The following is a 22986-nucleotide window of genomic DNA, read 5'->3' as shown; positions in this document are numbered from 1 at the left end:
TCATATTCTTTATAAATTTCGACTACGCTCAGCCACCGTTCCAATCATATTCTTTATAAATTTCGACTACGCTCAGCCATCCAAATATACTAAACAAGGTAGCTGAGCGCAGTCGAAGCTATATTTTCTCAGCTATTCTCAAAATATCCCCAAAAACACCTCTGGCCGTGACCGCGGCGCCTGCTCCGGCACCTTGGATCACCAATGGGTTTTCACCATAGGACTCCGTATAGATCTCAATAATGGAATCGGAACCCTTTACCTGCCCCAATGCACTTTGTTTGGGCACGGAAACCAATTTCACCTCCAAAATCCCTTTGTCCTGTTGAAGGTCGCCATGCAAATCCCCAACATACCTGAGAACATGGCCTGCTTCCTGCTTATTTTTCACTTCCTCGTACACCTTGTCCATTTCTCCGATCCGATCAATGAACCCATCAAAATCCAAGGTCTGCAATTCCTTTGGAATCAGGTTCTGCACTTCAATATCGGAAAATTCATTCTGAAGATCCAACTCCCGGGCCAAAATCAATAGTTTCCTTCCCACATCGTTTCCGGAAAGGTCTTCCCTCGGATCGGGTTCCGTGTACCCACTTTTCATGGCCTCCTTCACAATGGCCGAAAACGAGGCCTCCTTTTCCGAAAAGGTATTGAAAATATAGCTCAACGACCCAGAGAATACCCCTTTGATCCGGGTAATGTTCTCCCCCGAAAGGTGCAACAGTCGAATGGTATCGATCAATGGGAGACCTGCACCCACATTGGTCTCATACAAATATTGCTTCTGGTTTTGGTCCAAGGATTTTCGAATGGACTTGTATTTCTCAAAACTCAAGGTGTTGGCAATCTTGTTGGAAGAGACCAGGTCAAATCCTTTTCTGATGAACGGTTCGTAGTGCTCCACGAAAGCACTGCTGGCCGTATTGTCCACCGCAATGAGGTTTTCCAGATGGTGTTGCTTGGCAAAGGCAGCAATATCCTCCACCTGGTAGGGCTTACCCTCCTTTTCCAACCGTTCTTTCCAATCGGGGCCAATTCCCGAAGCATCCAACAATACCTTTCTGGAATTGGCCACGGCAAACACGCGAAGACCAATTCCCTTTCTGGACTCGATGCTCTTTTCCGAATCCAATATCTGATCGATCAAGGTGCCCCCGACATTCCCATGCCCAAAAATGGCCAGGTTGATTCGCTTTGCGATGCCAAAAATCTGTCCGTGCACCACATTGACGGCCTTGTGAAGGTCTGATTTTTTCACGACCAAACTCACGTTCTTTCCCGTCACCGTATTATTGAACAACAAGGGAATCACTTGGTTTTTGGCCAAGGCATTGAAAGGTCTGTGGAAACTGCTCAGGTCCATCCCCACAATGGAGATGACCGAAACATCCTTCACCACGGTGATCTGGTTGATGTCCTGCGAGGAATAATCGGTCTCAAATTCCTGGTCCAGTACTTTTTTGGCCTTTTCCGCTTTGGATGCATCCACAACAAGGCCAATACCCCTTTCGGAGGATCCTTGCGAAATGATGCCCACGCTGATGCCATTTTGGCCCAACGCACGGAAAATACGCATATCCACACCCACTTTGCCCAGCAATCCCCTACCCTCCAGGTTGATGAGGGCCATATGATCGAGTACCGACAGAGATTTGATGCCCCCATTTTCGGTCTTCGGACCAATGAGCGTCCCTTCGTTTTCATCGTTGAACGTATTGCAAATCCGCAGCGGAATATTTTTTTCGATAAGGGGTATGATGGTCTTCGCATGCAGGATATTAGCCCCGAAATTGGCCAGCTCGTTGGCTTCCTCATAGGAGATCACATCGATCAAACGGGCATCCTTCACCAAATCGGGATTGGCCGTAAAGATACCATCCACATGGGTGTAGTTGACCAGTTCCCCGGCATCCAAAAAGTTGGCCAGCAAAGCTGCGGAGTAGTTGCTCCCGTTCCTGCCCAGCGTGGTGGTAGACCCATCCCCGTTCGACCCAATAAACCCTGTGACCACCGCTATGGTGTCCGCATCCAATTTGTGGAAATAGCGCAGCACATTTTCCTTGGAGGTCCGTTGGTCCACCTCTGCATTGCTAAAGGTGTCGTCGGTCTTGATCAATTTTCGGGAGTCCAGCAGTTGTGCCTTCAGCCCTTGGGCATTCAGCAAGGTGGTCACTACCTTGGCAGAGATCAGCTCACCGTAGGACAACACCTCATCCTTGGTCTTAAGGCTATAATCCCCGGTCAGGGAAACCCCATTGAGTATTTTTTGGATGGTCTTTAGTTCTTCTTCGATATCTACCCCTGCAAAATCATTTTTTTGATAGGCCGCGAAATGGTCAAGATCCTGTTGAAAATCCTTCCCTTTTGCCGCTTTGTCCAACAAGGCTTCCAGCTCATCGGTGGCCTTGCCACGGGCCGATACCACCACGGCAAAGTGCTCTTTGTTCTCCGCCCTTTTGGCAATCACCTTCAGCACTCTTTCGATACCTTCGCCGTTGGCCAAGGATTTCCCGCCAAACTTCAACACTTTGATGCGCTCCGTCTTTCCATTTTTCTGAAAAACGGTCTCCAAAAGCTTTTCCAATTGTTCAAATTCCATCAAAAACGCATCGTGGCCGTGGAGCGACTGTACTTCACCATAGGTGACATTGGTGTTGGCCTGCGCCAAGCGTTTAAAAGTCTCCCTGTTTTCCTCTGCCGTAAAGAACAGATCGGAATTGACCCCGATGATATGGATCTTCATTTCGCTTTCCTGCAGTGTCTTGAAGGCCTCATCCCCGTTACGGGTGATGTCGATGGTCTTCAGCAATTGGTTCATCAACTTGTAGGCGGACAACTGGAAACGCTCCTGCAGTTTTTTCCCGTGGTGCATCAACCAGCTCTCCACATTGAACACCTGAAGCTCTTCGTTCGTGCTCCTTTTGAACCTTTCCTTGAAGGATTCGGGCGTGCGGTAGCAAAGCATGGCATGCATACGGGCATCGTGTACCGGCTGTTTGGAATTTACCAAAAACTGTTCTTGTATCTGGCAATTGGCTATCAACCAATCCGTTGATTTCCAATCAGATGCCACAGGAACCAAATGTTCTGTAATGTTGGGGTTGAAAGCCGCCATTTCCCAAGCGATGCCACCGCCCAAAGAACCTCCTATGATGGCGTACAGTTTTTCAATCTTCAATTGTTCCAGTCCCAAAAGAAACAATCGGGCAATATCGCCCGCCACAAAGTCCTTATAATTTTCGATGACAAAACCATCATACCCATTGCCCGGAATGTTGAAGGCCAAAATGGTGTATTTTTCGGTATTGATGCATTTTCCTTCCCCGATCAGATCGGACCACCAGCCATTTTCCCCGGCAACATCGGAATTTCCCGTAAGGGCATGGTTCACCATCACCACCGGGGCCGAGTGCAGGGGCTGCCCGAACAATTGATAGGACAATTGCAGGTCCTGGATTTTGCCGCTCTGGGTAGAAAATTGATCGATTTTCAAATACTGTAACATGTATGTATACTGTGGTTTATTCTTCGTGTAAAACAATTATTTTCCTATACCTGCAAATGCACTTTCCAAATCAGCTTTCAGGTCGGATAGATCTTCCAAACCAACGGACAGACGGATCAAATCCTTGGTCACACCTGTTGATTCCTGTTGTGCATCATCCAATTGTTGGTGCGTGGTACTTGCCGGATGGATAATTAGCGATTTGGTGTCCCCAATATTGGCCAAAAGAGAGAAAATCTTGGTTTCATCCGCTATTTTCTTGGCCGATTCAAATCCGCCCTTCACCCCAAAGGTAACAATACCACTTTGACCTTTTGGCAAATACTGATCGGAGAGGGCCTTGTATTTACTGGATTCCAGCCCGGGATAGTTCACCCAAGTGACCTCGTCCCTACTTTCCAACCACTTGGCCAAGGCCAAGGCGTTTTCACTGTGCTTTTTCATACGTATCTCCAAAGTTTCCAAACCTTGGATAATCTGGAATGCATTGTATGGGCTTAAACAGGCCCCATGGTCACGCAATCCCTCGATCCGCACTTTAGCAATGAACGCCGCAGGGCCCAAGGCTTCGTGATAGACCAATCCATGGTAGCCTTGCGAAGGTTCTGTAAATTCAGGGAATTTTCCATTGGCCCAGTCAAATGTTCCGGCATCAATGATCACCCCTCCCATGGTGGTCCCGTTCCCGTTGATGTACTTTGTCAAGGAATGCACCACAATATTGGCGCCGTGTGCAATGGGGTTCAACAGTGCAGGTGAGGCCACTGTATTGTCCACAATGAACGGCACCTTGGCTGCCTTGGCTTCCTTGGAAATGGCTTTCAGGTCCAGTACGTCCAACTTAGGATTTCCCAAGGATTCCACAAAGAAGGCCTTAGTGTTGCCCTGGACCGCTTTTCCAAAATTGGCAGGGTCCGAAGGGTCCACAAAAGTGGTCGTGATGCCCAGACGCGGCAAGGTCACATTGAACAGGTTATAGGTTCCGCCATACAGGCTATTGGACGATACGATATGGTCCCCAGCCTTCAACAAAACCAACAAAGCGGTGTTGATGGCAGCCGTTCCCGAGGAAGTCACCACAGAGGCTATCCCTCCTTCCAGTGTGGCCAACCGCTGTTCCAAGATATCGTTGGTTGGGTTGTTGAGCCTAGTGTAAATATACCCCGGCTCACTCAGGGAGAAAAGATTGGCAGCATGGTCCGAATCCCTGAACACATAGGATGTGGTCTGGTAAATCGGCACAGCCTGTGTTCCTCCATTGGCGGCCACATCATGGCCGGCATGCAATGCATTGGTTGAAAATTTTTGATCACTCATGACTTTTGTTTTTTAAAAATTATAAAATCGATAAAATAAAAAGTCAAACTCCCATGGTACGTACAGCATGGAAAAATCAAAAAGTTATAAGAAAGTGAAATCGAAAAGTCGATTGTCGTTATCTATTCCCATCGGGATAGAATGTAGCACCTTCTTGACATCGTGAGTCAAGGGTTGCTAAGGCTTCAAAGGGTCTATTCCCTCCACCTTTCTTGATAACTAATCAATACGTGTTTGAACTTCGTTGGGCAAATATACTGATGGAAAGATGGAATTTCCTAATCTTTCAGAAAAAATTCACCAAAACATGGCCCGTCTTCTATTTCAACACCGTGAACTCAATGTTCGAATCCGTGAAAACGGTATGGGTCTGGGTCTTGAAGTCCGATTCATCGGCCTTGAAGATATTCTCCACATAGGTCTGTGGGTTCAAATCGATCAGCGGGAACCAGGTACTTTGTACCTGCACCTGTAATTTGTGCCCCTTTTTGAAGGTATGGAACACATCCTGTAACTTGATGTCCACATCCGTTTTTTGGTTGGGCGTAAAAGGTTCGGGGTCGGAAAAACTGTTCCTAAACCGTCCACGCATTACCTCGCTTCGCACCATCAAATGGTAATTGCTCATCTTGAGGTGGTTCTGCATTTCTTCATTGGTCTCGGCATCCGCAGGGTGCACATCGATGATCTTTACGATCCAATCCGCGGCAGTACCTGTTGTGGCCACTTTCAAATGGGCCAGGATATCCCCTGCCAAAGTGAGGTCATTCTCCAAAACATCGGTTTCAAAAACAAGTACATCGGAACGTCTGGCCGCAAAACGCTGATCATCTGTCATGTATTTTCGAGGGGTGAACACAGTCTTGATATCCTCGGAATAGGGCACTGGTTTTTTGATGTCACTGATAAACTGGATACCCGTTGTTCCATTTTGTGTTTGGGTCAACTCTTGGTCCTCGGAAAGGTACATGGTCTGCTTCGAAGCATTTTCGGGCGGCCATGTGTCATAGGTCTTCCATTCCTTTTTGCCCGTATCGAACACATAGGCTTCGGGCAATCCTGAATCTGGACTTCCATCTCCTTTCAAAAAGTGATTGAAGAATTTGGTTTCAATATCTTTTTGGAAAAACAAGGAAATGGAATCCCCAAAATAATAATTGCCCACCACATTCCTGTCCACGGTTCGGGCCCATCCGCCGTGATCCCATGGACCAAAGACCATGGTATTGTAGTTGCCCTCATTGTATTTTTCAATATTCTTATAGGTCTCCAAGGGTCCGTAGAGGTCTTCCGCATCGAACCAACCGCCCACGATCATGGTGGCCACGCTGCTCTTTACATTCTTCAAATGTTGAATCAAGCCTTTGGACTGCCACATTTCATCATAATTGGGATGTTCCTTGAGTTCGTTCCAAAAATAATCATCGGTGACACCTTCGGGACGCATGGTGGGGGTGTCTGCTGTTTCATATTCAAAAAAGTAGTCCAGATTCTTTAACGGACCTGCATCCAAAAAGAACTGGTATTGATCTTCGGTAGGAAGTTCGGGAAGGGTGTACCAAGCGGTATCGATGGGCTGATCACCATTGGGCCTAGGCGTCCCGAACAGGGAAGTCGCCCTAAAATAGCTCAGCAGATAGGCGCCATTATGGTGGAAATCATCAAAAAAGAAATCCCCGATACAGGCCTGGGGCGATGCCGCCTTTAGCGCAGGGTGTGCGTCAACAGTGGCATAGGTGGCATAGTAACCGGGGTACGAAATCCCCCAAACACCGACCTTGCCATTGTTGTTTTCCACATTGTTGATCAACCATTCTATAGTGTCATAGGTGTCGGAGCTTTCGTCCACTTGGTCATTGGAGGTCTTGTTGGGAATATAGGCCCTCATGTTCTCATAATGCCCTTCGCTGAGCCAACGTCCGCGAACATCTTGATAGACGATGATGTTCCCTTCCTTCATCAAATGCTCATTGGGCCCGATCTTGGTCCTAAAATTACCTTCCCCATAGGGCTGTGAACTATAGGGTGTACGTTGCATGATAATGGGATATTTTTTGGACGTGTCCTTTGGGGAATATATGGTGGTGTGCAGTTTTATCCCGTCCCGCATTTCAATATCCACCTCTTTCTTGGTGTAGTGGTCGGCCACATAGGTGTCAACAACTGGCTGCTCTTCGGTCTTGACTGTTTTTTTGCAACTGACCGCTACAAATAAGAAACAGATACTCAGAAACAGGATTCTAACCGAACTTTTCATGCTTTTCAATTTTGAATCCCTAAATCTACTAAAGTTCCCCAAAGTGTGCCAATAAAAAAGGAGCCCTTCCAAAAGAGCTCCTTTCCATTTGTATGTGAATGAATATTGGGTTATAGACCAAATGCTGCTTTCACCTTGTCCACCATATCCAGTTTTTCCCAAGTGAAGAGTTCCACTTCTTTTTCAATCCTTCCGTTGTAGGGAGATTCGAATACCTTGGTCAAGGTTTGTGGTTCTTTGCCCAAATGGCCATAGGCAGCGGTTTCCAGATAGATGGGATTGCGCAGTTTCAAGCGCTCTTCAATGGCAAAGGGTCTCATATCGAACAGCTCCGATACTTTCTTCGCAATCTCACCATCACTTAGTTTTACATTGGCAGAACCATAGGTTTCCACAAAAATGGAAGTGGGCTCCACTACCCCGATGGCATAACTGACCTGTACCAAAACCTCATTGGCCACTCCAGCGGCCACCAAGTTCTTGGCCACATGCCGTGCGGCGTAAGCGGCACTTCGGTCCACTTTGCTCGGGTCCTTGCCACTAAAGGCACCTCCACCATGGGCTCCCTTGCCGCCGTAGGTATCCACAATGATCTTTCTACCGGTCAATCCGGTATCACCATGTGGACCACCGATCACAAACTTACCGGTCGGGTTGATATGGTATTTGATCTTGTCATTGAAAAGTTTCTGGATATCCTCGGGCAACAGGCTTTTCACCTCAGGGATAAGAATATTGATGATGTCTTCCTTGATCTGTTTCAACATCACCTCATCCGCAGCAAACTCATCGTGCTGGGTGGAAACCACTATCGTATCGATACGCTGTGGCACGTTGTCATCGGAATATTCAATGGTCACCTGTGCCTTGGCATCGGGACGCAGATAGCTGATGCGTTTTCCTTCCCTACGCAAATCGGCAAGTACCTGCAAGATCTTATGGGAAATATCCAACGCCAAAGGCATGTAATTGTCGGTTTCCTTGGTGGCATAACCGAACATCATGCCCTGGTCACCGGCACCTTGCTCCTCTTTGCTGCCCCTGTCCACGCCTTGGTTGATGTCCTGCGACTGTTCGTGGATCAATGAGATCACCCCACAGGAATCGCCACTGAACTTATATTCGCCCTTGGTATAGCCAATATTGTTGATGACATCCCTGGCAATGCTCTGCAAATCCACATAGGTATGGCTCTTCACCTCGCCGGCCAAGACCACCTGACCCGTGGTCACCAAGGTCTCGCAGGCTACTTTGCTCTCAGGATCGAAGGCCAAAAAATTATCCAATAGGGCATCACTGATCTGGTCCGCGATCTTATCCGGATGACCCTCACTAACAGATTCTGATGTAAACAAATATGGCATTGTTCTTATTTAATGGAAATATTCTGACCTATGCCCAGCAAAGAAGTTCGTTACCCTTGAAGAGTGGTGCCGGGCAATGCCCAACACGAACTGCTTTAGCATTTTTCTTGTGCCAATTTATTTTGGCTACGGAGGTTGCAATCAGTCAAATCTTTCCTCGTTCCGATGGGCAAAAGTACATATTTGAATGATATTTCAAAACTTTGTTCCGTAGCGTTTGTCCTCTTTTCCATTTCATCCAGTTTTTTTTCTTCAAGCGGATATACTTTGTATATTGCGCCGATTAGATTTCCCTAGTCCTCGAACACCAACATCATAAACACCAACATCTTATGCACATTGCAGTAGCAGGAAACATTGGCGCCGGAAAGACCACCCTGACCAACTTGCTTGCTAAACACTACAAGTGGGATGCCCATTTTGAGGACGTAGTGGACAATCCCTATCTGGATGATTTCTATACCCAGATGGAACGTTGGAGTTTTAACCTGCAGATTTACTTCCTGAACAGCCGCTACAGACAGATCTTAAAGATTAGGGAAAGTGGAAAGGATGTAATCCAGGACCGGACCATTTATGAGGATGCCCATATTTTTGCGCCCAACCTCCATGCCATGGGGCTGATGACCAACCGTGATTTTGAGAACTACAGGAGTCTTTTTGAGCTGATGGAAAGTTTGGTGGAACCGCCGGACCTATTGATCTACCTCCGCAGTTCCATCCCCAATTTGGTGAACCAGATCCACAAACGGGGGCGGGACTATGAAAACTCCATTTCCATTGATTACCTCAGCCGACTGAACGAACGCTACGAAGCTTGGGCCAACACCTATGCCAAAGGCAAATTGCTCATTTTTGATGTGGACGATTTGGATTTTGTTTCCGATCCCGAAGATCTGGGCAAGGTCATCAACCGAATCGATGCAGAGATCCACGGGTTGTTCGACTCCAATAGTTAGTCATAACAGGTCAGGCAAGGAAAAGTTTGTCCATTCCCTCACCCAAACGACCCGTTCCCTCATTCCTCCTTTTTATAGGTTGATTTTCAAAGTAGTTTAGACCAACTGTTAACTACGCCCTTTGGGCCAAAAACTTGAAAATCATGGAACCTAAAAAGAACCGAAAACTGGACCCCAACCGAAACAGCCTGCTCTATTTTTTTGTGGGAATGACAATGATAATGCTTATGGCCTTTTTGGCCTTGGAGTGGAAGACCTACGACACGACCAGTGACTGGGAAGTTGGCCTAATCGACCCTAACATCTTGCCCGATGAAGAAGTGCCAATCACCATCCAAAAAATTGAACTTCCAAAACCCAAGATCCAATCTCCTCCTGAAATTAAAATTGAAGAGAATGACACCGAAATTGAAGAAACTGTCATAGAATCTTCAGAAACCGATCAAAATGAAGAAATTGCTAAAATTGAAGACATTGAAGTAGCCAAGGAGGACATCCCTGACCAAATACCCTTTGTCCTCATCGAAAATGCCCCTGTGTTCCCGGGCTGCGAAAACGAAAAGACCGAAAAAGAAAAAAGAGACTGTTTTCAGGAAATGATGCAGAACCATATCCGTAAAAACTTCCGCTACCCGGAATTGGCCCAAGAAATGGGCATCGAAGGCCGGGTGAACGTCATTTTTGTGATCCAAAAGGATGGAAGCATCGGAAACGTACAAATGCGCGGGCCGGACAAGAGTTTGGAGACCGAGGCGGCCAGAATCATTTCCAAATTGCCCAAAATGGCACCGGGCAAACAGAGGGGTACTTCCGTAAAGGTTCCCTATTCCATTCCCATCACCTTTAGATTGAATTAACCCTGCATCTTGACTATTTCTTCTGTCACTCCTTCGACTGCACTCAGGATGACAGCCCGATATGACAGGTATTGGATTGATCCCATAAAAAAACCACGCCAAGGCGTGGTTTTTTCAGCTTTAGGGTAAAGCGAGCGCTAATTCTTTGCCTTAGCACTGTTTTTATAGGCTTCCACCAATTTTTCCACTTCTTCCTTGGTGTCGGCAACAAATTCCTTGGTTTCTTCTTTCACCTCACCATCGACCTCAGTGCTTGAGGTAACAACAGCTTTGTAAGCTCCTTCAGCCGTATTGCTCATTTCGATACGAATCTGCTTTTCGATGGTCCTGGATTCTTTCATACCATCCTCAGAAATTGTAATGGTAGTTCCATCTTCCTTGGTCATGCTAACGCCGTCCGCAGAAGAAAGGCTTACCAAACTAGGGGCTATCACCAATGCCACAACGGACATCAATTTCAACAAGATGTTCAAAGAAGGGCCTGAGGTATCCTTGAACGGATCACCTACGGTATCACCCACTACGGCTGCCTTGTGGGCATCACTTCCCTTACGGCCTTCGCTTTCGATGGTCTTCTTGGCATTGTCCCAAGCTCCACCTGCGTTGGATTGGAAAATGGCCATCAACACACCAGCTGTGGTCACGCCTGCCAACAAACCTCCCAACATTTCGGCACCACCGATGAACCCGACGGCAACGGGGACGGCAATTGCCAACAATCCGGGCAATACCATTTCCTTGATGGAGGCCTTGGTTGAAATGGCCACACATTTATCGTATTCCGCTACACCATCGGCAGCATCAAATATTTTTCTGTCCTCGGCAGATGCCTTGGATATATCGGAATCATACTTCCGCATCACCTCCAATGCCGCTTTCAGTTGGGGAATGTCCCTGAACTGGCGACGTACTTCCTCGATCATGGCCATGGCCGCCCTACCCACTGCATTCATGGAAAGTGCGGAGAACACGAAGGGAAGCATACCTCCTATCAAAAGTCCCGCCATGATGTCCGGTTGTGAAACGTCGATGGACTGCACCCCTGCGGTCTTCATAAAAGCTGCAAAAAGTGCCAAGGCAGTCAAGGCCGCAGAAGCAATGGCAAATCCTTTTCCGATGGCCGCTGTAGTGTTTCCAACAGCATCCAATTTATCTGTTCTTTCGCGAACTTCTTTTGGTAGTTCCGCCATTTCGGCAATACCTCCTGCGTTGTCAGAAATAGGTCCGTAGGCATCGACCGCCAACTGGATTCCTGTGTTTGCCAACATACCCACGGCAGCGATCGCGATTCCGTAAAGTCCGGCAAAGTGGTGGGAAACCAAAATGGCCGCAGCGATCAAAACGATCGGAATGGCGGTTGACATCATCCCAACACCCAATCCTGCAATAATGTTGGTCGCCGATCCTGTTTCGGACTGGCGAACGATGGAGTTTACGGGTTTTGTCCCCGTTCCTGTATAATATTCGGTGATCTTACCGACCAAAAGTCCGGCCACCAAACCTGCGATAGTTGCCAAGAACACACCCAAAGAGGTATATTCAGTGCCTCCTTCGACCCAAGATTCTGGCAACATACCTTTAATGATGAAATAGGAAGCCACCAACATAAGCCCGGCGGAACCAAATTCACCTATGTTCAATGCGGTCTGTGGGTTTCCGCCATCCTTTACTTTCACAAAAAAGGTCCCTATAATGGACATCACGATGCCCACCGCTGCCAATGCCAAAGGCAGGTACACTGCTCCAAGACCATCAAAGGCTGTTTGGAACTCTGGTAATCCGGCAAAAACGGCTCCCAATACCATGGTTCCGATAATGGAACCTACATAGGATTCAAAAAGGTCGGCACCCATACCGGCCACATCCCCTACGTTGTCCCCAACGTTATCCGCAATGGTAGCAGGGTTCAATGGGTGATCTTCCGGAATACCGGCTTCCACTTTTCCAACAAGGTCGGCCCCTACGTCGGCCGCTTTAGTGTAGATTCCACCTCCCACACGCGCAAAAAGTGCGATGGACGATGCACCAAGTGAAAATCCTGAAAGTACATTGAGCACTTCACCAAGTTCCCAGCCTTGGCCACTGTATATCATAAAAAGTCCACTCAATCCAAGAACACCAAGACCCACAACACCAAGACCCATAACGGCCCCACCGGCAAAAGCGACTTCGAGGGCCTTGCCCAAAGAGGTCCTTGCTGCATTTGTGGTCCTTACGTTGGCCTTTGTGGCGACCTTCATCCCAATGAAACCTGCCAAGGCAGAACAGATGGCGCCCACAACAAAGGAGACGGCCACCATACCATTGGAACCGGCCTCATTGCTCCCTTTGAAGAACAAAAGTACGGCCACGGCCAAAACAAATATGCTGAGTATTTTGTATTCTGCCTTTAAGAACGACATTGCCCCATCCGCAATGTTCTTGGCGATTCGCGCCATTTTAGCGTCACCGACCTCTTGTTTGGAAATCCATACGTTCTTTATGAAAACGTACAACAGGCCCAGGATACCGAAAACGGGCAGAAATTTTACGATCAAATCCATAATTTGAGTTGTTTAAGAAATTTTTAACGGCTGCTAAAGTAGTAAAATACGAAGTAATAAAAAAAATACGCCATTCATAAACAATAGCGTATTTTTTAGCAATGATTATTACTTATATGGTATAGGTTCGTTTCTTTTTGTGTTCACTCTCGTCATACCGCTTCACACATTCGTGGTAAATCTGGATGGCTTCGTCCACACCGCCCCATCCGCCGGTGTCCACTTTCTTCTTTTCAAGGTCCTTGTACACTTGGAAAAAATGCTCTATTTCCTTCAACCTATGCGGGTTCAGCTCGCTGATATCGTCCCTTTTGCTCCAGATGGGATCGGACACGGGCACACAGATCAATTTTTCATCGGGCCCTTTTTCATCGGTCATATGGAAAACCCCAACGGGCTTCACCTCCATCACCACCATCGGATAGGTAGGCTCGGTTCCCAATACGAGTACGTCCAATGGATCTTGGTCCAAGGCCAAGGTCTCCGGCACAAAACCATAATCGCCGGGATACATCATGGAAGAAAAGAGGGTACGGTCGAACCGTATTTTGTGTAAAGTAAAGTCGTATTCGTATTTGTTTCGGCTACCCTTTGGAATTTCGATGAGCACGTCAAAAGTGACTGATTGTTTTTTGGACATTCTTGAAGTTTTAATTTGGTGCAAAAATAACCAGTATGGCTGGAATAGGGCAAATAAATCGGTTTAAACTGCTTGCCTTTTGTATGACATGGGACCGCTACGTTGCCAGACACAAGAAAATAGACTTTTACCCCTTGCTCATTTGAATATGAATTTGTCAGTTCGAGTGATTTTTGATGGTTGAGCGTTGATCCCTGAGCGAAGTCGAAGGGAGTCGCAACCAATGAAAATCGAATCACCATCAATCAAATCAAATGATTTTAGGAAGCCTAATTAAATCCATCAAAAGTTAAATCCGAAGGTTCCCGTGATTCCAAATCGGCGTGCATTGGGATTGTCCAAATAATTGCCCCTGAAATTAAAGTCGATCCGCAATATCTTAAAGATGTTGCCTACCCCGACGGAGTATTCCCAATAAATCTGATCTTCCGGGGCCATCAAAGGGATATTGGCAGGTGCGCTCAGCGCAATGTTCTCGTCGGACAATTGGCCCCAAGCTCCCCTGAGCCCTACAATTTCCCGAAGGTTCAGCTTGCGTAAAAAAGGAACCCTCGAAAATATGCGCCCATTGAAATTATGCTCCAAATGCACGGTCGCATACGTATCGGTCACAAACTCATAAAAATCAAGGTTGGGGAACACATTATATAATGAGAAAAGGGTCTGGTTACCTGGAATGACGCTCAATAGACTCAACGGGACCTCGCCAAAGGTCTTGCCCAGTTCCACACTGCTCGTCAATCGGCCCAATCCCCCTATCTGCCAAGGTTGCCTGTATGAGAACTGCAATCGTTCGTAATCGAAATCACTTTCCAAAAAACCACTTATACCTTTGGTATAGTTGAGCACCAGAGTGCTGTAATCGTCATTGATGTTGGCCCTTTCCACCCCATAACCAATGGTCCGTTTGCCGGGCGTGTAGATCAACGTAGTGGTCAGGTCCATCTGTTTCACTTCGGAAGATACGCCCGTGGGCGAACTGGGGTCCACATAATCCAGATTGAAGGCTTCGGGCAATGCGGAACTCAAGGTCCGGAACGAACTTCCCACACTGATCCTAAAGTTTTTCACGGGTTCCATCTCCACATTGAAGGTGGACAGGTTGATGTTGGTGAGCCTATCATTGGAGCCGACCGTGACCAAGGAAGACGATGCAATGCTCCTTCCCAGCACGTCATTGGTGCTGGTGAGACTGAGCCCCAATTGCTCTATGTCCCTTCGGTTACCGCCGGAAACGATAAGCCTGCTCTTTCGGTCCAGCAGGAACTTGCCCGAAAAACCGTGCTTGAACTTTTTGTCGTCAAACCCATAGGCCATATAGCCTTCCAGACGCCAAGTATCGTTTTGCCCAAAATAGGTCCGTGCACCGCCCCGCAATCGGATTCCTTCGGCATCGTTATAACCAAAAGTGCTGTAGATGTCCCCAATGTCGATGTTCCATTTGTCAATTTCGACATAGCCCGAACCCAGAATGCTGACAATGTCGTAATAGGTCCTGAACTTCGGCACGGTCTTCAGGGTGTCCAGTAACTTGAAGATCCCGGACTCGTCTTCGTTCAGGTTTTCCAAACGGGCATTTTCCCAGAACACACTGTCCTGCGAGAACACTCTCGGGTCATAGGGATCGGAGACGGCTTTGTAAAATTCCTCGGGACGGTTGGTGTTGAAATTGTAATTGTCATAGACCGTGGTCCGCTTGCCATACACACCTTTTGATGTTTCCTTTTTCGAAAAACTGAAATCGCTCAGCATATAGTCACGCTTGAGCAAAAAGACCGAATCGCTCACCACGTTGAACTCCTGTTCGATATAGATTTCCTTCACCCAGTTGATGTTCGCACTTTTGGTGACCTGCATGTTGATCTTCTTGATGGCGAAGGTGGTGTCGTTCACCCAAAAGTCCCCTTTGAAGGTGAGCTCGTTCTTCCGTCTGGGGTAATAAATGATATTGTAGCACCATTTATTGTCGATAAAAGTACTGTCCGAAAGCACATAATTATAAGTGTCAATCCCGGTTTTGGACAAGGGGCTGGTGAAACTCTTATCGAAAAATTTCAGATAGTTGTCATAAATGTCATAGTCCGAATACAGGTCCTCCACAAAGGCTGTGATGGCTTGGTTGCCACTGAACCCTGAACTCTTGTTGCCCAGAACGTCCTCTTTTTCCTTTTCAAGCGTGTTGTCGCCATAGACTTTTGAGAAGGTCTCGTTCAAAAAGATGGGGAGGTAGGTTTTTCCCGTGATCCGGGACGTGTCCAAGTCCTCGAACATGAATTCCAACCCCTTGAAAAGTTTACTTTTTATCAGGGCACTGTCTATCGTATTGAGGTCGAACTCCACCTTTTCGTATTTGTCATATTGGTATTGCTTGAACTTACGGACCCCGTTCTCCCGCTTTTTTTCCCAGATTTTTCTGAGAATATCTATCGCCGGATTGTTCTTTTTGGACTGTTTTCCGGTATAGACCACCACCTCTTTCAGCTGTTCGGCGGATTCCGCCAGCACGATCTCCATCCCATAGTTCACTTTTTGGGTGAGCGGGATTTCCTTGGATTCATACCCCATAAAAGACACCTTGATGGCTTTATAGGTATTGTCCGATTCAAAATAGAAACGGCCATTGTCGTTGGTGATGGTGCCTTCGGTCGAACCCGTGAAGATGATATTGGCAAAGGCAATGGGCATTCCCGAGTCATCCATGACGATTCCCTCGATCTTGGTCTGGGAAAAGGCAGTTAAAAAAGTAAGGCAGAAAAAAAGAAGGAGATATCTTTTCATGTTCAGATATATGGGACAATTAGGGAGAACCACCAAAGGCTTCCCGTTTTCAATTTCGGTCAAATTTGGTTCAAAAGTAGTTTCCTATCAAAAATTGTTCCCTAAAAAAGCCCCGACAACTCTGTTGACGGGGCTAATATACCTTAGAAATAGGATACTATAGCTTATATAACACTTTCTTAACAGCCTTAATCACATCCTCGTGGTTGGGCAACCATTCGGCCAAAAGCACTGGAGAATAAGGTGCTGGCGTGTCCGCAGTGTTTATTTTAACAATGGGTGCATCCAAATAATCGAATGCCTTGTCCTGAACGTGGTAGATGATTTCGGTGGCCACGTTACCGAATGGCCACGCTTCTTCCAAAATCACCATCCTGTTGGTCTTTTTAACAGAAGTGATGATGGCATTGATGTCCATAGGGCGCACGGTACGCAAATCGATGATCTCACAGCTGATACCTTCTTTTTCCAATTCTTCGGCAGCCTTGTAGGCTTCCTTGATGATCTTTCCAAAGGAAACAATGGTCACATCCGTTCCTTCCCTTTTGATGTCGGCCACACCCAATGGAATGGTGTACTCTCCCTCAGGAACCTCACCTTTGTCACCATACATCTGCTCGGATTCCATAAAGATCACGGGGTCGTCATCGCGAATGGCGGATTTCAACAAGCCCTTCGCATCGGCAGGGTTGGATGGGACCACTACCTTAAGACCAGGGCAGTTGGCGAACCAACTTTCAAAGGCCTGGGAGTGTGTAGCGGCCAATTGTCCCGCAGAGGCCGTTGGCCCCCTGAACACAATGGGACAGTTGAACTGACCAGCTGACATTTGGCGGATCTTCGCAGCGTTGTTGATGATCTGATCAATCCCCACCAAAGAGAAGTTGAAAGTCATAAATTCAATAATAGGTCTGTTCCCGTTCATGGCTGAACCGACACCGATACCGGCAAAACCAAGCTCTGAAATCGGGGTGTCCAACACGCGCTCGGGGCCAAACTCGTCCAACATTCCTTTGGAAGCCTTGTAGGCACCGTTATATTCGGCGACTTCCTCGCCCATCAAATAAATGGTGTCGTCCCTTCTCATTTCCTCGCTCATGGCCTCGGCTATGGCTTCCCTGAATTGAATTGTCTTCATTATATCGTACTAATATGATTCGTCAGTATCCTTAAAAATGCAAGCAAAAATAGGAAAAACTAAAAGAACAAAGCTTTGCATGAAACTAAAAAAAAGAACAAAATTTATTATGCATGCATAATAAATTTTAGATTTATATGACTATATTTGAAACCATAAACCTTAAGCATATATGAAGATTCTAGTTTGCATCAGTAATGTACCGGATACCACGTCCAAGATCAACTTCACGGAAGGCGACACCAAATTTGACACAAACGGGGTCCAGTTTGTTATCAATCCGAATGATGAGTTTGGTTTGACACGCGCCATGTGGTTCAAGGAGAAGCAGGGTGCCGCTGTGCATGTGGTCACTGTGGGCGGTGCACAGACGGAGCCGACCATACGAAAGGCCTTGGCCATTGGTGCCGATGAGGCCATCCGAGTAAATGCGGAGCCAACCGATGGTTTTTTTGTGGCCAAACAGTTGGCCGAAGTGGTCAAAAATGGCGGGTACGACCTGGTCATTGCAGGAAGGGAATCCATTGACTATAACGGAGGCATGGTGCCCGGCATGCTGGCCACCTTGTTGGACATGAACTTCGTGAACACCTGCATCGGGTTGGAAATTGATGGCAACAATGCCACCGCCATGCGCGAAATTGATGGAGGAAAGGAAAAGATCAGCACTACCCTTCCCTTGGTCATCGGGGGTCAAAAAGGACTGGTCCAAGAAAGTGATCTCCGCATTCCCAACATGAGGGGCATCATGATGGCACGTCAAAAAGCACTGAATGTAGTGGAGCCTGTGGACGCCCCACAGCCTACCCAAGACCAAAAATTTGAAAAACCTGCCCCAAAAGGTGCGGTCAAGTTGGTCGATGCGGACAATGTGGGCGAACTGGTCAACCTTTTGCACAACGAAGCGAAAGTAATTTAACCCAAAACTCAAATGTAAAGCACCAAATACCAATCATTTGGGGTTTGAAAAATTGAAATTTCAGAAAATTATGTCAGTTTTAGTATATACCGAATCCCTGAAGGGAAAATTTAAGAAAAACGCCTTTGAAGTGGCCTCCTATGCCCACAAAGTGGCCCAAGACCTAGGTACCAGTGTCACAGCGGTCACCTTCAACGCCAGTGACGATGCCTCCTTGGGCAACTATGGCGTGTCCAAGGTCCTAAAAATAACAGACGACAAACTGGAAACCTTCAATGCAAAGGCCTATGCCGATGCACTGGCACAAGCTGCCCAGGCCGAAGGTGCCAAGGTCATCATATTGAGTTCCAGTGCCGACAGTAAGTTCTTGGCACCCATACTCACCACCAAATTGAATGCAGGCTATGTACCCAATGTAGTCTCCGCTCCAGACAGCACCTCCCCTTTTGTGGTCAAAAGGACCGCTTTCAGCAACAAGGGCTTTGCCCACACGGAAATCAGCGCGGACATCAAGGTCATCGGGCTGTCCAGCAATGCCTTTGGCGTGGAGGAAAATGGCGGTTCTGCCACTGTAGAGAGCTTCAGCCCTTCCTTGAGCGATGGCGATTTTGCGGTAAAATCTGTGGAAGTGGATAGAGTGGTCGGAAAAGCCACTATTGCTGATGCCGATATTGTGGTATCGGGTGGACGAGGCCTCAAAGGCCCTGAAAATTGGGGAATGATCGAAGAGCTCGCCGATGTCCTCGGTGCCGCGACTGCCTGCTCCAAGCCCGTATCCGATCTAGGATGGCGTCCACATGGCGAACACGTGGGCCAAACCGGAAAGCCCGTGGCAAGTAATCTTTATATTGCCATTGGAATCTCTGGGGCCATCCAACATCTGGCCGGGGTAAGTGCTTCAAAAACCAAAGTGGTGATCAACAACGACCCTGAGGCCCCCTTCTTCAAGGCGGCCGATTACGGCATTGTCGGGGACGCCTTCGAGGTAGTGCCCAAGCTCATCGAAAAATTAAAGGAATTTAAAGCCCAAAACGCTTAAATTTTGTTAATTTGCCCATTGCAAGGGGCTGTTCAGATAACTGGCATTGCCACTTATTTGAACGGCCCTTTGGGGTTTTTAGGAGGAGATTATGAGCTTAGTTCGATTAAAAATAAAGGGAATATCATACAGTCAAACACAAAATGGCGCTTATGCCCTTATTTTAAATGAGGTTGATGGAGACCGAAAACTTCCCATTGTGATAGGGGCATTCGAGGCGCAGTCCATTGCCATTGCCCTGGAAAAGGAAATCAAACCGCCCAGACCACTCACCCATGATCTGTTCAAGAATTTTGCGGATAGGTTCCAGATTGTGATCAAACAGGTCATCATCCATAAATTGGTGGATGGGGTTTTCTACTCCAGTATCATTTGTGAGCGTGACAATGTGGAGGAGATCATTGATGCAAGGACCAGTGACGCCATTGCCCTTGCCCTTCGTTTTGACGCCCCCATCTTCACCTACAAGACCATTTTGGACAAGGCCGGTATCTTCCTAAAGTTCTCATCGAAGGAAGATGAGGAAAAGGATGAGGACGACAGCATCGTGGTGGACGAGATCCTTCAGGAAGGGGAAGCCGTGGAAATCGAATCCGGGGCAGCCTCTCACGGGTACCGCGAAATGTCCCTCGATGAACTCCACAAAGAACTGGACAAGGCCGTGGCCAATGAAGACTACGAAAAGGCAGCCAAACTTCGGGACGAAATTTCCAAGCGCAAATAAACATACATGGCGAAAAAGACCAACTGTTTTCTGATACTCCTGCTCCTTTGTTCGGTCGCTTTTGGCCAAAATTCCCTACCCACAGACTCCCTCAATGTCGCTATTGGCACCACCATCGTTGACGACATTTCGACGCAAAACACTTCTGGCATTGTCCCCAACCAAGGATTTTCCTTCAACACCCTTTGGCGCGGTGCATTGGGGATGGCCGTCTTGATCTTGATCTCGTTTCTGTTCAGTTCCAACCGAAAGGCCATCAACTGGAAAACAGTGGGCATTGGCCTGGCACTCCAACTTTTGATTGCCATCGGGGTATTGAAAGTGCCTTTTGTACAATATATTTTTGAAAAAATAGGCGAGGTCTTCGTCAGCATCCTTGAATTTACAAGGGCCGGAAGTCGATTCCTTTTTGAAGGACTCGTAGTGGACATGGATACTTTTGGCTACATTTTTGCCTTTCAGGTGCTCCCTACCATTGTGTTCTTCTCCGCCCTCACCTCCGTGCTCTTTTATTTAGGTGTCATCCAAAAAGTGGTAAAGGCGATGGCTTGGCTACTATCCAAATCCCTCGGGATTTCTGGGGCGGAAAGTCTTTCCGTGGCCGGGAATATCTTTTTGGGCCAGACAGAGGCCCCACTGCTGATCAAGGCCTATCTGGAAAAAATGAACAAGTCCGAGATCCTTCTGGTCATGGTCGGGGGAATGGCCACTGTGGCCGGTGCCGTACTGGCCGCCTACATTGGTTTTTTGGGCGGGGACGATCCTGAACTGCGCCTTGTCTTTGCCAAACACCTTTTGGCCGCCTCTGTTATGGCCGCACCAGGAGCCATTGTGATCTCTAAAATATTGTATCCGCAGACCGAAGCGGTCAACACCGATGTGAAGGTCTCTTCGGAAAAAATCGGCGCCAACATCTTGGACGCCATTGCCAACGGGACCACCGAAGGATTGAAACTGGCCCTGAACGTGGGCGCCATGCTCTTGGTCTTTGTGGCCTTTATCGCCATGCTCAATGGTATTCTGGGCTGGGTCGGCGACCTGACCACTTTCAACAATTGGATCGCAGCCAATTCCCCATACGAGAGTTTTTCACTAGAAGCCATACTCGGTACGGTGTTCGCGCCCCTTATGTGGCTCATCGGGGTGGCGAACGAGGATGTCATGCTCATGGGACAACTGTTGGGCATCAAACTGGCGGCCAGTGAATTTGTGGGATACATCCAACTGGCGGAACTCAAGAACGTAGCCAGTGGCATGCACTTCACCTACAACAAATCGGTCATCATGGCCACCTATATGCTCTGTGGCTTTGCCAACTTCGCTTCCATCGGTATCCAGATCGGGGGGATAGGCTCCTTGGCCCCGGGCCAGCGCAAAACGCTTTCCGAATTTGGGATGAAAGCCGTTCTGGGCGGTTCCTTGGCCTCTTTACTTTCCGCTACCATTGCCGGGATGATTTTGGGGTAAACATGGTGTAAGGTAAATGGGGAAAAAGGTAAAAGGTCAAGGGTGAAGGGTAAAAGGCCTTTTCACCAATCATACAAATTAGAATTCAACCTCGGAATTTTTAAACATATATAGTTATGCGAAATTTTCGAGAGTTAACCGTCTGGAAAGATGGTCGAATTTTAGTGAAAGAAGTTTACACGCTCACTAAACTGTTACCAGATTCCGAACGATTTGGATTGATATCCCAGGCAAATAGAAGTTCCATTTCCATTCCTGCCAATATTGCGGAAGGTTGCGGCAAATATTCCGAGAAGGATTTTGTTCGATTTCTTCAAGTTAGTCTTGGGTCAGCCTACGAATTGGAAACCCACTTGATCCTTTGTCAAGATTTGGGCTTTCTTTCTCCCGATGCAACAGATTGCGTTATAGAAAAGATTCAAAGACTGCAACAGAAAATCGTATCGTTCATCAAACACATCAAATCAAACCATTGACCCTTTAGCCCTTTACCCTTTCACCCTTTACCTTTAGCCCTTCGCCCCCTCACATCTTCGTTGATAAAATTTTCATAAGTCGACCCATTGCCTATTGTCCTGTTACCCATAACCATTTACCTTTAACCCACTATGAAACAGTACCACGACCTCCTCAAACACGTATTGGAACACGGCAACCAGAAAGGGGACCGCACAGGCACAGGAACCTTGAGCGTTTTTGGCTATCAGATGCGATTTGACCTTTCCGAAGGGTTTCCCATGGTGACCACGAAGAAACTGCACTTGAAATCCATTGTACACGAACTCTTGTGGTTTTTGAAGGGTGACACGAACATCCAGTACCTTCAGGAGAACGGGGTCCGCATTTGGAACGAGTGGGCCGATGACAACGGCGACCTTGGACCGGTCTATGGTCACCAATGGCGCAACTGGAACAGTGAGGAGATTGACCAGATCAAGGAAGTGGTCGAGACCTTGAAACACAACCCGAACAGCCGCCGTATGCTGGTCTCCGCTTGGAACCCCAGCGTGTTGCCGGACACTTCGGTGTCGTTTGCGGAAAATGTGGCGAACGGAAAGGCCGCTCTCCCCCCCTGCCATGCATTTTTCCAGTTCTATGTGGCCGATGGCAAGCTCTCCTGCCAATTGTACCAGCGCAGTGCGGACATCTTTTTGGGCGTGCCCTTCAACATTGCCTCCTACGCCTTGTTCACCTTGATGATGGCCCAAGTATGCGGTTACCAGCCCGGGGAGTTCATTCACACCTTTGGTGATGCGCACATCTACAACAACCATAGGGAGCAGGTGGAGCTGCAATTGAGCCGCGATCCCCGCCCCTTGCCCACCATGAAACTGAACCCCGAAGTGAAGGACATCTTTGCCTTTACCTTTGATGATTTCGAGCTCTTGAACTACGACCCGCACCCACATATTAAGGGGGTTGTGGCGGTGTGATGATAACCTTAGCTTCTGTGCTTCGATATTATGATTAAGGTGAATT

The 22986-nt window shown here is 47.6% G+C and carries 16 protein-coding genes and 1 riboswitch; of the genes, 8 read left to right on the top strand and 8 right to left on the bottom strand.

Going from position 1 to position 22986, the window contains the following annotated elements; translation table 11 throughout:
• Positions 1-118: 118 nt before the first annotated feature.
• The 4 genes from thrA to metK all read right to left on the bottom strand — a co-directional run bounded on the left by thrA (position 119) and on the right by metK (position 8443).
• Positions 119-3505, bottom strand: a complete 3387-nt coding sequence (gene thrA / locus SD450_RS08160; RefSeq protein ID WP_318344090.1) for a bifunctional aspartate kinase/homoserine dehydrogenase I — start codon at positions 3503-3505, stop codon at positions 119-121.
• A gap of 36 nt (positions 3506-3541) precedes the next feature.
• Positions 3542-4822: an O-acetylhomoserine aminocarboxypropyltransferase/cysteine synthase family protein gene (locus SD450_RS08155; protein WP_318344089.1), complete on the bottom strand. Its 1281-nt coding sequence runs from the start codon at positions 4820-4822 to the stop codon at positions 3542-3544.
• 115 nt (positions 4823-4937) lie between these two features.
• Positions 4938-5044: riboswitch (SAM riboswitch) on the bottom strand.
• 97 nt (positions 5045-5141) lie between these two features.
• Entirely contained in the window at positions 5142-7079 is a 1938-nt protein-coding gene (locus SD450_RS08150) for a CocE/NonD family hydrolase (RefSeq protein WP_318344088.1), read from the bottom strand.
• A gap of 110 nt (positions 7080-7189) precedes the next feature.
• Positions 7190-8443, bottom strand: coding sequence for a methionine adenosyltransferase (gene metK / locus SD450_RS08145; RefSeq protein ID WP_318344087.1), 1254 nt, complete (start codon positions 8441-8443; stop codon positions 7190-7192).
• 332 nt (positions 8444-8775) lie between these two features.
• On the opposite strand from metK, the gene SD450_RS08140 reads away from it, so the two are divergent.
• Both SD450_RS08140 and SD450_RS08135 read left to right on the top strand, forming a co-directional pair.
• Positions 8776-9402, top strand: a complete 627-nt coding sequence (locus SD450_RS08140; protein ID WP_151889790.1) for a deoxynucleoside kinase — start codon at positions 8776-8778, stop codon at positions 9400-9402.
• A 143-nt stretch (positions 9403-9545) separates the two neighbouring features.
• A complete protein-coding gene (locus SD450_RS08135; RefSeq protein WP_318344086.1) occupies positions 9546-10259 on the top strand; it encodes an energy transducer TonB in 714 nt (237 codons plus the stop codon).
• A 137-nt stretch (positions 10260-10396) separates the two neighbouring features.
• Here the strand turns inward: SD450_RS08135 and SD450_RS08130 are convergent, their stop codons facing one another.
• The 4 genes from SD450_RS08130 to SD450_RS08115 form a co-directional block, all read right to left on the bottom strand.
• Positions 10397-12802: a sodium-translocating pyrophosphatase gene (locus SD450_RS08130; RefSeq protein WP_318344085.1), complete on the bottom strand. Its 2406-nt coding sequence runs from the start codon at positions 12800-12802 to the stop codon at positions 10397-10399.
• A 112-nt stretch (positions 12803-12914) separates the two neighbouring features.
• Positions 12915-13442: an inorganic diphosphatase gene (locus SD450_RS08125; protein ID WP_318344084.1), complete on the bottom strand. Its 528-nt coding sequence runs from the start codon at positions 13440-13442 to the stop codon at positions 12915-12917.
• Positions 13443-13724: 282 nt separating this feature from the next.
• A complete protein-coding gene (locus SD450_RS08120) occupies positions 13725-16220 on the bottom strand; it encodes a DUF5686 and carboxypeptidase-like regulatory domain-containing protein (RefSeq protein ID WP_318344083.1) in 2496 nt (831 codons plus the stop codon).
• A gap of 157 nt (positions 16221-16377) precedes the next feature.
• On the bottom strand, positions 16378-17358 hold the full coding sequence (locus SD450_RS08115) for a pyruvate dehydrogenase complex E1 component subunit beta (RefSeq protein ID WP_318344082.1): 981 nt from the start codon (positions 17356-17358) through the stop codon (positions 16378-16380).
• Between the two features lie 172 nt (positions 17359-17530).
• On the opposite strand from SD450_RS08115, the gene SD450_RS08110 reads away from it, so the two are divergent.
• From SD450_RS08110 to SD450_RS08085, 6 genes are all read left to right on the top strand, one after another.
• The gene (locus SD450_RS08110) at positions 17531-18277 is read left to right on the top strand and encodes an electron transfer flavoprotein subunit beta/FixA family protein (RefSeq protein ID WP_151889796.1); all 747 of its coding nucleotides are present in this window, start codon (positions 17531-17533) and stop codon (positions 18275-18277) included.
• A gap of 70 nt (positions 18278-18347) precedes the next feature.
• On the top strand, positions 18348-19316 hold the full coding sequence (locus SD450_RS08105) for an electron transfer flavoprotein subunit alpha/FixB family protein (protein WP_318344081.1): 969 nt from the start codon (positions 18348-18350) through the stop codon (positions 19314-19316).
• Between the two features lie 91 nt (positions 19317-19407).
• Positions 19408-20040, top strand: coding sequence for a bifunctional nuclease family protein (locus SD450_RS08100; RefSeq protein ID WP_072878396.1), 633 nt, complete (start codon positions 19408-19410; stop codon positions 20038-20040).
• A 6-nt stretch (positions 20041-20046) separates the two neighbouring features.
• The gene (locus tag SD450_RS08095; RefSeq protein WP_318344080.1) at positions 20047-21507 is read left to right on the top strand and encodes a NupC/NupG family nucleoside CNT transporter; all 1461 of its coding nucleotides are present in this window, start codon (positions 20047-20049) and stop codon (positions 21505-21507) included.
• Positions 21508-21623: 116 nt separating this feature from the next.
• A complete protein-coding gene (locus SD450_RS08090; protein ID WP_318344079.1) occupies positions 21624-21983 on the top strand; it encodes a four helix bundle protein in 360 nt (119 codons plus the stop codon).
• A gap of 132 nt (positions 21984-22115) precedes the next feature.
• Positions 22116-22940: a thymidylate synthase gene (locus SD450_RS08085; RefSeq protein ID WP_318344078.1), complete on the top strand. Its 825-nt coding sequence runs from the start codon at positions 22116-22118 to the stop codon at positions 22938-22940.
• Positions 22941-22986 lie beyond the last annotated feature (46 nt).

It is taken from the genome of Flagellimonas baculiformis (genome assembly GCF_033441575.1).
In the GTDB taxonomy this organism is placed as follows: Bacteria; Bacteroidota; Bacteroidia; order Flavobacteriales; family Flavobacteriaceae; genus Flagellimonas; species Flagellimonas baculiformis.
Note: the sequence above shows the minus strand (reverse complement) of the source record. Positions and strands in the feature narration are given on the sequence as shown.

What these genes read in the sequence shown, in the direction of transcription:
- SD450_RS08140 (WP_151889790.1), top strand. Translation starts at nt 8,776, where the DNA reads ATGCACATTGCAGTAGCAGGAAACATTGGCGCCGGAAAGACCACCCTG.
- SD450_RS08155 (WP_318344089.1), bottom strand. Translation starts at nt 4,822, where the DNA reads ATGAGTGATCAAAAATTTTCAACCAATGCATTGCATGCCGGCCATGAT.
- SD450_RS08095 (WP_318344080.1), top strand. Translation starts at nt 20,047, where the DNA reads ATGGCGAAAAAGACCAACTGTTTTCTGATACTCCTGCTCCTTTGTTCG.
- SD450_RS08125 (WP_318344084.1), bottom strand. Translation starts at nt 13,442, where the DNA reads ATGTCCAAAAAACAATCAGTCACTTTTGACGTGCTCATCGAAATTCCA.
- SD450_RS08130 (WP_318344085.1), bottom strand. Translation starts at nt 12,802, where the DNA reads ATGGATTTGATCGTAAAATTTCTGCCCGTTTTCGGTATCCTGGGCCTG.
- SD450_RS08110 (WP_151889796.1), top strand. Translation starts at nt 17,531, where the DNA reads ATGAAGATTCTAGTTTGCATCAGTAATGTACCGGATACCACGTCCAAG.
- SD450_RS08105 (WP_318344081.1), top strand. Translation starts at nt 18,348, where the DNA reads ATGTCAGTTTTAGTATATACCGAATCCCTGAAGGGAAAATTTAAGAAA.
- thrA (WP_318344090.1), bottom strand. Translation starts at nt 3,505, where the DNA reads ATGTTACAGTATTTGAAAATCGATCAATTTTCTACCCAGAGCGGCAAA.
- SD450_RS08150 (WP_318344088.1), bottom strand. Translation starts at nt 7,079, where the DNA reads ATGAAAAGTTCGGTTAGAATCCTGTTTCTGAGTATCTGTTTCTTATTT.
- SD450_RS08120 (WP_318344083.1), bottom strand. Translation starts at nt 16,220, where the DNA reads ATGAAAAGATATCTCCTTCTTTTTTTCTGCCTTACTTTTTTAACTGCC.
- SD450_RS08085 (WP_318344078.1), top strand. Translation starts at nt 22,116, where the DNA reads ATGAAACAGTACCACGACCTCCTCAAACACGTATTGGAACACGGCAAC.
- SD450_RS08135 (WP_318344086.1), top strand. Translation starts at nt 9,546, where the DNA reads ATGGAACCTAAAAAGAACCGAAAACTGGACCCCAACCGAAACAGCCTG.
- SD450_RS08090 (WP_318344079.1), top strand. Translation starts at nt 21,624, where the DNA reads ATGCGAAATTTTCGAGAGTTAACCGTCTGGAAAGATGGTCGAATTTTA.
- metK (WP_318344087.1), bottom strand. Translation starts at nt 8,443, where the DNA reads ATGCCATATTTGTTTACATCAGAATCTGTTAGTGAGGGTCATCCGGAT.
- SD450_RS08115 (WP_318344082.1), bottom strand. Translation starts at nt 17,358, where the DNA reads ATGAAGACAATTCAATTCAGGGAAGCCATAGCCGAGGCCATGAGCGAG.
- SD450_RS08100 (WP_072878396.1), top strand. Translation starts at nt 19,408, where the DNA reads ATGAGCTTAGTTCGATTAAAAATAAAGGGAATATCATACAGTCAAACA.